This is a genomic window from Arthrobacter sp. P1_A5, from assembly GCF_056406825.1.
Map to the genome: position 1 here is coordinate 1 of NZ_JBFTZL010000206.1, position 5,884 is coordinate 5,884.

The 5,884-nt window shown below is 65.6% G+C and carries 9 protein-coding genes; 5 read left to right on the forward strand and 4 right to left on the reverse strand.

Features of this window, described 5'->3' with window-relative positions; translation table 11 throughout:
• Nucleotides 1-18: 18 nt before the first annotated feature.
• The gene (locus AC1D1S_RS18530) at nucleotides 19-408 is read right to left on the reverse strand and encodes a VOC family protein (RefSeq protein ID WP_476995147.1); all 390 of its coding nucleotides are present in this window, start codon (nucleotides 406-408) and stop codon (nucleotides 19-21) included.
• Nucleotides 409-568: 160 nt separating this feature from the next.
• Here AC1D1S_RS18530 and AC1D1S_RS18535 point away from each other — a divergent pair, with 160 nt between their 5' ends.
• The 3 genes from AC1D1S_RS18535 to AC1D1S_RS18545 all read left to right on the forward strand — a co-directional run bounded on the left by AC1D1S_RS18535 (nucleotide 569) and on the right by AC1D1S_RS18545 (nucleotide 2,256).
• Complete coding sequence (locus AC1D1S_RS18535; RefSeq protein WP_476995148.1) at nucleotides 569-1,213, forward strand: type 1 glutamine amidotransferase family protein; 645 nt, start codon at nucleotides 569-571, stop codon at nucleotides 1,211-1,213.
• A gap of 106 nt (nucleotides 1,214-1,319) precedes the next feature.
• The gene (locus AC1D1S_RS18540; protein ID WP_476995149.1) at nucleotides 1,320-1,706 is read left to right on the forward strand and encodes a hypothetical protein; all 387 of its coding nucleotides are present in this window, start codon (nucleotides 1,320-1,322) and stop codon (nucleotides 1,704-1,706) included.
• Between the two features lie 343 nt (nucleotides 1,707-2,049).
• Nucleotides 2,050-2,256, forward strand: a complete 207-nt coding sequence (locus tag AC1D1S_RS18545; protein WP_476995150.1) for a response regulator transcription factor — start codon at nucleotides 2,050-2,052, stop codon at nucleotides 2,254-2,256.
• Between the two features lie 48 nt (nucleotides 2,257-2,304).
• Here AC1D1S_RS18545 and AC1D1S_RS18550 read toward each other — a convergent pair whose 3' ends face one another.
• Both AC1D1S_RS18550 and AC1D1S_RS18555 read right to left on the reverse strand, forming a co-directional pair.
• Nucleotides 2,305-2,697 (reverse strand): SHOCT domain-containing protein, encoded by a 393-nt coding sequence (locus tag AC1D1S_RS18550; RefSeq protein ID WP_043436041.1) that lies wholly within the window; start codon nucleotides 2,695-2,697, stop codon nucleotides 2,305-2,307.
• A gap of 422 nt (nucleotides 2,698-3,119) precedes the next feature.
• The gene (locus AC1D1S_RS18555; RefSeq protein WP_279293854.1) at nucleotides 3,120-3,653 is read right to left on the reverse strand and encodes a VOC family protein; all 534 of its coding nucleotides are present in this window, start codon (nucleotides 3,651-3,653) and stop codon (nucleotides 3,120-3,122) included.
• Nucleotides 3,654-3,735: 82 nt separating this feature from the next.
• On the opposite strand from AC1D1S_RS18555, the gene AC1D1S_RS18560 reads away from it, so the two are divergent.
• Entirely contained in the window at nucleotides 3,736-4,179 is a 444-nt protein-coding gene (locus tag AC1D1S_RS18560; RefSeq protein ID WP_243177418.1) for a DUF3054 domain-containing protein, read from the forward strand.
• An 88-nt stretch (nucleotides 4,180-4,267) separates the two neighbouring features.
• Nucleotides 4,268-4,549 carry an Lrp/AsnC family transcriptional regulator gene (locus tag AC1D1S_RS18565; RefSeq protein WP_028276733.1) on the forward strand — a complete coding sequence of 94 codons (282 nt, stop codon included), beginning with the start codon at nucleotides 4,268-4,270 and terminating at the stop codon, nucleotides 4,547-4,549.
• 74 nt (nucleotides 4,550-4,623) lie between these two features.
• On the opposite strand, the gene trpD is transcribed toward AC1D1S_RS18565, so the two are convergent.
• Nucleotides 4,624-5,685: an anthranilate phosphoribosyltransferase gene (gene trpD, locus AC1D1S_RS18570; protein WP_243177417.1), complete on the reverse strand. Its 1,062-nt coding sequence runs from the start codon at nucleotides 5,683-5,685 to the stop codon at nucleotides 4,624-4,626.
• Nucleotides 5,686-5,884 lie beyond the last annotated feature (199 nt).

Consider the following 5,884-nt stretch of genomic DNA (forward strand, 5'->3'; position numbering starts at 1 on the left):
GCCCTTGATCGTCCAGCCCTAGGAGCCGGCTTCCCTCATGTCCGGCCGCGTGGCTTCCTGCAGCACCCAGCGGTTGCCATCCGGGTCGCTGAAGTAGGCGAAGGCGATTCCACCCATGTCCTGGACTTCGCTGATTTCCGCTCCCCGCCGAAGCAGATCAGCCCGCGTGGACGCCATATCGGGGACCACCAGTTGCAGGCCCTCCAGGCTGCCCGGCGGCATGCTGGTCATTCCGGTGCCGACGACGATAGAGGCGGCGGAGCCCGGTGGCGTGAGTTGCACGACCCTCATTCCCGGGATGTATTCGACGTCGTGGTCCAGAACGAACCCGAGTCGGTCCGTATAGAACGACTTGGCCTTGTCCACGTCACTGACGGGTACTTGTACTACCTCGAGGCGCATCTCCATGCGGCTCAGAGTACCCCTGATTCCTGCTGCGCACAGGCCGTGGATCAACGGCGCGCCCTACAGTTGATGCCCGGAATCCCGGAATCGAGACTCACTCATGGCTCCCCTCTCTAGACGACTCATTCACGCCGCTCTCTCGGTTGGCCTGTCCCTCTTAGCTGTGATCGCGATGGCTTTCGCGGGCGCGGTGGTGGCGGACGCGCAACGTCACGTCCGCCCCGCCGCACAGGAGCCGACGGACCTGCCCACGAACCGGCCCTCCTCTTCCGGCGCGATAGTTGTCGCCGTTGCCCTGGGATCGTCAGGCACCGTGGGAAGTGACGTTCCGGCCCCGTACGAAGTGTTTGCCAGTTCCCCGGATTTTTCGGTCTATACAATCGCGGCGCGGGCCGTCCCTGCCGCCGTCGACGGGGCCGAAGCCGGAGGGCTGGACGGGCGTAAGGCTACGAGCCACTGGTCCCGCCTGGGTGCGCTCAAGCGGAGCCACCCCCAGGTCCAATGGATGGGAGGCCGGCGATTCGTTCAGGACGGCAGGACCACCACCACGGCCGGTGTAACCTCCGGCATCCCCGGCGCCCTGAAAGTCTTGGAGGACCTGGCCGGCACGGCCGAAGCAGAGCGAGTCGGTCGGCTGATGAATTACCCGGGGTGGCAGGGGGCGGCGGCAGCCCAGATACCTGACCAGTCCTTCGCCGCCTCGGATATTCCCGTCGGACTCAACGCCCTCCTCCCCTGGTTCCGGCCGACGATCGCCGTCGGCCTCTTCAACGTGGTGGGTGAAAGGCGCGGATTGCGGGTCCCGTAATTGCACCGGGTTCACGAATATGCTCTCCACAGCCACCACAACACGGCGTGCGTCGCACGGCGCAACACGCGTTGCTGCCTAGGACTCGACAAGGGGATGGATCCAGATGCAGTTGGACCAGCTTTCCGCAATACTCGCCTGCGCACTCTTGGCCGGCCTGGCTGTTTTCCAGGTGGCGCTGATCGCCGGAGCACCGCTGGGGAGAATGGCGTGGGGCGGACAACACCGCGTCCTCCCGGCCAAACTCAGAATCGGGAGCGCAGCATCCATTCCCCTGTATGCCCTCTTCGCTTATGCGGCGCTGGCCAAGTCCGGCTTTGTCCCGCTGTTGGTCAGCGAATCATTTACTGCGATCACCGTGTGGGTGCTGACGGCATACTTCGTGCTCGGAGTCCTTATGAACGCAATCTCCCGGAGCAAACCCGAACGCTTCGTCATGACCCCCACCACGATCGCCCTTGCAGCCCTCTACCTGGTCATCGCACTCCACTGATCTCGTGCAGCTGCTCCATGAGCGGCAACCTGGCTGTACTGGCCGTACGCGCCAACAACGCCACCATCGCCATGACCCAAGGACCCTCTTGCGCGCGGGACCCCTGACCAAGGGTGGATGGTCCGTGACCGCGCGGTTCCCGCTGCCGGACGGAGCCATTAGGAAGCCGTAGCCGCACCGTCGACGCACCCCACCCGGGTGCTGCTCGTCGTTGATAAAACACTAGTCCGGACGGGCCGTCGCCGGAGGAGACGCCGCCATTTCCTCCCGGGTCAGACGCCGGATGCTGGACCTCTTCAGCCTAAGGCTTCCCTCCGGCCCCCCGGCCGCGGGTGATGAAGCGGTGGCATCACTGAGGGAGCGGGAAATACTCTCGGCCATTGCCCTGGGACTTACAAACACCGAGATCGGGGAACCACTGACTGTGGCGGAATCAACAGTCAAAACCCACGTGGGCCGCATCCTCATGAAACTCGGGCTGCGCGACCGTGTGCACGCTGTCATCTTCGCCTACGAACATGGCCTGGCCAGCTACCGGCGGCCGAACTGACTGCTGGTCCGATGGCGAGAAGTGCACCTATAGGACGCAGCGGGACGGTCAGGCCTGGCTCAGCGCCTTGGCCTTGACTGCGTCGAATTCGGCCTGGGTCAGGGTGCCGGCGTCGAGGAGTTCCTTGGCCTTTGCGATTTCCTGGGAGGGGGACGACTTGGCCACGGAGCGGATGTATTCCGTTGTTGCGGCTTCGGCCCGCTGGGCACTGCGGGCCTGGCGCTCGGCCATGCTGCGGCCCCGCGCGATCAGGTACACGAGAACCGTGAGGAACGGCACAAAGACCAGGAAGATGATCCACACAGCCTTTAGCCAACCGCTGAGTTCGTGGTCCCGGAAAATATCCGAGATAACTGCAAACAGCGCGAAAAGATACGCGATGAACGCGAATGACCAAAAGAACAGCCAAATGAAGTTCCAGAATTGCTCCACGGGAGCCATCCTTCCGTTCTGAGGACGCCCTGCTGGCATCCTTAAGCGCCAAACTAGCCCCCCGGGCCGTACGCCGTTAGGACCAAAGGGCCCGAATTCAGCGCGGGAGCGCCACTGTGCGGGGTCAGCAGAAGGAAGTGCGGAGCAGGCGCGGGATGGCGGAACCGGAAGCGGCGGGCCTAAAAGAAATGCAGCTCACTCGCAGCATCCGGTGAGGGGTGCACCACGGGRGCCTGGCCRAGTTCGAGCAGGATGTCGTTAATRCTCARCTGGCCGKCCARCTGAGGATCCRGCTGYACCGGAACACCAGCCTCCGGAACGGCGTCGCTACTCATGCCACGATCATATGTGCGGACAGCCCCTGGGTCGGGGGGCCACGCCGACCGGGATCACGGACGGGGGTCCCCCCGGGGCCACGCGGACCAGGGGCGTCATGCGCCGTCGTAGGCCTCCTGCAGGGCGGCGATGTCCAGCTTGCGCATGGCGAGCATTGCCTGCATGGCACGCTGGGCGCCGTCGGGGTCGGGGCCGGCGAGCAGTTGTCCCAGCACGGCCGGAACCACCTGCCACGAGACCCCGTACCGGTCCTTGAGCCAGCCGCACTGGCTTTCCTGGCCGCCGTCGGTCAGGGCCGACCAGTAGCGGTCCACTTCCTCCTGCGACGCGCAGTCGATCACAAAAGACACTGCCTCATTGAAAGTAAAGGCCGGACCCCCGTTCAATGCCGTGAAGGTGCGCCCGTCAAGCAGGAACTGAACGGTGATGGCCTGGCCGGCGGGCCCGGGACCGCCGTCGCCATACCGCGAGACATCGAGGATTTTGCCGCCGTCGAAGATGGAGACGTAGTACTCGGCGGCTTCCTCGGCCTGACTGTCGAACCACAGGCAGGTGGTGATCTTTTCGCTCACAGCGCTCCCCTTGCGTTTGCCGTGCCGCCGGCAGACTCCGGCGGCGATCAGCGGCATGGGGCCGAGCCTAGCCCGGAGGTGACTTCACACACAACGGTGCCCGCCCGGAGCCCATCCTGACGGGACTAGGCTTGGATGTATGCCTTCTCCAACCCCCAGACGCCCCCGCCCGTCCGCCCCGGACGTTCCCCATTCCGGCCTCCGGCCCGCGCAGACAGCAGCCCTGGCCGCATGCGCGGATGCACTCCTGATTCTGCTCTTCGCGGCGATCGGGCGCGACGCGCACCAACGCGGGGAAATTGTCACCGGCGTCTTTGCGACGGCGTGGCCGTTCCTGGCAGGCGCGGCACTGGCATGGCTGGTCCTGCGGCTGTGGCATGACCCCCTGCGGGTGTGGCCCGCCGGCGTCGCTGTCTGGCTAGGAACCGTCGGCGTCGGGATGATCCTGCGGGCCCTCACCGGGCAGACGGTGGTGCTGCCCTTCATCATCGTGGCCCTGCTGAGCCTGGCCGTTTTCCTCCTGGGTTACCGCCTTGTGGCCGCGGGCGTTCGGCGGTTGCGTTCACGCCGCCGCCAGGCCTAATGCACTAGGCTTGCAGAAGATGGCAGCGCCCGTGCAAGGGCCGCCGACAGGCCCGCAAACGGCGCAACCGATCCGGAAAGGTTCACACGTGGTCACCGCATTCGTCCTGATCAAGACAAACGCTTCACGCATCCCGGAGACCGCCGAGGAAATCTCCGCCATCGCCGGCATCAGCGAGGTCTATTCCGTAACGGGCGAGTGGGACCTGATCGCCATCGCCCGGGTCGCCAAGCACGAGGACCTGGCGGACGTCATCGCGGACAAGCTCTCGAAGGTTCCCGGCGTCGCGCACACCACTACGCAGATCGCGTTCCGCGCTTACTCCCAGCACGACCTCGATGCGGCGTTTGCCCTCGGATTCGAGCAGTAGCGAACAACCGAATTGCGACCAGCTCACATGAGACGGGCCCGGCAGAAATCTGCCGGGCCCGTCTCATGTGTTCTTTAGGCGGTCTGCGACAGGGCGACCCACCTGTCCAGCACCGCGGCCGCGGCGCCGGATTCAATGGACTGCTCGGCGCGGTTGAACGCGGCGGCCATGCGCTCCGCCAGCGGACCCACGGCGTCGAGGTCGAACGCCACCAGCCCGGCCGCGGCGTTGAGCAGCGCCGCATCGCGGGCCGGCCCCGGCGCACCGCCGAGGACAGCCCGGACGACGGCGGCATTGGCCACCGCGTCCCCGCCGCGCAGCTCCTCCAGCGTGGCCGTCCGGATGCCCAGATCGCGTGGATCAAACATCTCTTCAGTTACCTCACCGTTGCGGATCTCCCACACCCGCGACGGGCCGGTGGTGGTGAGCTCATCCAGGCCGTCATTGCCGCGGAAAACCAGGCCGCGGCTGCCTCGCTTGGCCAGCACTCCGGCCACCAGCGGGGCCATTTGCTCATTGGCGACGCCCACCGCCGACGCCTGGACATGTGCCGGGTTGATCATGGGGCCCAGGAAGTTGAACGCCGTCGGCACGCCGAGTTCGCGGCGGGCGACGGCGGCATGCCGCATGGAGGGGTGGAACACCTGGGCGAAGCAAAACGTGATTCCCGCCTCTTCGGCGTTGAGTGCCACGCGGGGAATGGGGAGATCCAGCCGGACGCCGAGGGCCTCCAGGACATCGGCGGATCCCGACGAGGACGACGACGCCCGGTTGCCGTGCTTGACCACCCGGGCCCCCGCTCCCGCGGCGATGAGGGCGGCCATCGTGGAGATGTTGACCGTGTTCTGCTGGTCGCCGCCCGTGCCCACGATGTCCAGCTTCTCACCGGCAATGTCAATGGGGTTGGCGTTGGCGATCATTGCCTCCACCAGGCCGGCCAGCTCATCCACGGTCTCGCCCTTGGCACGCAGCGCCACCAGGAAACCCGCCACCTGGGCCGGCGTCGCCTCACCGGACATGATGGAATTCATGGCCCACTCAGTGCTCCCGGCAGTGAGGTCGGCACCGCTGATGAGTGCGTTGATGAGCCGCGGCCAGGTGTTGCCTGCCGCCTGTGCAGATGCCTGTGAAGTCACCTCCCGATGCTATCGAGGTCGGCCCCGCAAAGACCAATGTGAACCCCGCCGGGAACTTTTCCGTGCGAATTCGCGTCTTTGTAGAAAAAGTCCTCCGAAAACGCGGTTTGCGTTGGGCAGGACGGACTTTTATAGACATAATGTCTATGTGACATCTGCGACCCATGCCCCCAGTACCCCGGCGCACCCGACGCTGAAC

Coding starts and splice junctions, on each gene's coding strand:
- AC1D1S_RS18530 (WP_476995147.1), bottom strand. CDS start 408: ATGGAGATGCGCCTCGAGGTAGTACAAGTACCCGTCAGTGACGTGGAC.
- AC1D1S_RS18540 (WP_476995149.1), top strand. CDS start 1,320: ATGCAGTTGGACCAGCTTTCCGCAATACTCGCCTGCGCACTCTTGGCC.
- AC1D1S_RS18550 (WP_043436041.1), bottom strand. CDS start 2,697: ATGGCTCCCGTGGAGCAATTCTGGAACTTCATTTGGCTGTTCTTTTGG.
- AC1D1S_RS18555 (WP_279293854.1), bottom strand. CDS start 3,653: ATGCCGCTGATCGCCGCCGGAGTCTGCCGGCGGCACGGCAAACGCAAG.
- AC1D1S_RS18560 (WP_243177418.1), top strand. CDS start 3,736: ATGCCTTCTCCAACCCCCAGACGCCCCCGCCCGTCCGCCCCGGACGTT.